Annotated in this window: 1 protein-coding gene; it reads right to left on the bottom strand. The window is 45.8% G+C overall.

Features of this window, described 5'->3' with window-relative positions:
• On the bottom strand, positions 1-1,075 hold a 1,075-nt coding region (locus A3751_RS23170; RefSeq protein ID WP_197466513.1), incomplete at both ends, for a hypothetical protein.

Here is a 1,075-nt window from a genome sequence, read left to right as displayed (position 1 = left end):
GATCCCCTTCCGGAAACCTAAGGGGCTCATCGCCTACAAAAAATCTCGCTGAGCTATCCTCTAGTGCATTATCACTTGCACCTCTAACACTCTCTAGACGAATAAGCGCTGATAACTTTTCAACAGGAGGCCGCACCCCAGAGCTTAAATCGATACCCTCCCGCAAATCAGACTCAATATAAATCAAGCCTTTCAACTGGCCAAAATCTATACTTGGAATCGACGCTGTCTCGTCAGTCGTCCTCTGAGCGATCCAATTAATTGGTTTGCCATTGCTCGCATCGAGCTCATCACTCACATAGGCCGTTCGAATCGCTTGAGGGAAACGCTGGCGAAAATCAGCAACAAACTGAGCAAAAACGCCATCTAATGTTGACTGGCTGCTTAACAAATCCGTAATAGGCCATTTGACCAACGACTCTTTTTTCCTTAACAATTCTACTGCATCAAGCGGAGTGATCGTATCCTCTCGCAAAACTAGAAGTGCAGCTTTGAGCTCTGCGTTACCCTCATAAACGTAGGCGTCCTCGATCAGCGTTTGAACTTCAAAAATATCTGCAGCCGTGTCGACCCGAGACTCAAGATCAGCCAATTGATTCCGAGCAACAAGATCGGTATCGAACCAGCCTTTTTCTTCAGCTTCATCAAAAATCTGGTCAATTCTAGATGCTATCTCCGTTTTGGATAAGGAAGCGACTCTAAGAGCATTCATCTCGTTATAGAATTCACTCCAACCCGCTAGCTTCACCGAATCAGTTTCAAAACCTGAAAAAGCTCGAGCTATTGACTCAACGCGCTCAAACGAAATCTTATCAGAGTTATCATCAAGAGCCTGGTGTAGCTCGTCCAGCACGGTTGGAATACTCGCCACTCGCGATTTGATATCTGCGAGATTTGCATACACTGCAATGATCTCGGCAACTGCGTCTTTGTGAAAACTATTTGTCTCAGACGTCACAAATGACTCAAGGATTTGCACAGCAACAGTTACAGAACCAGCGGCATCTATATCGCTTTTTAAATCATGAATGCCGCCGACAAGCTGATCTTGCGCAGCAATTCGACTTAGCGCGCT

The organism is Oleiphilus sp. HI0080 (assembly GCF_001635135.1).
Note: the sequence above shows the minus strand (reverse complement) of the source record. Positions and strands in the feature narration are given on the sequence as shown.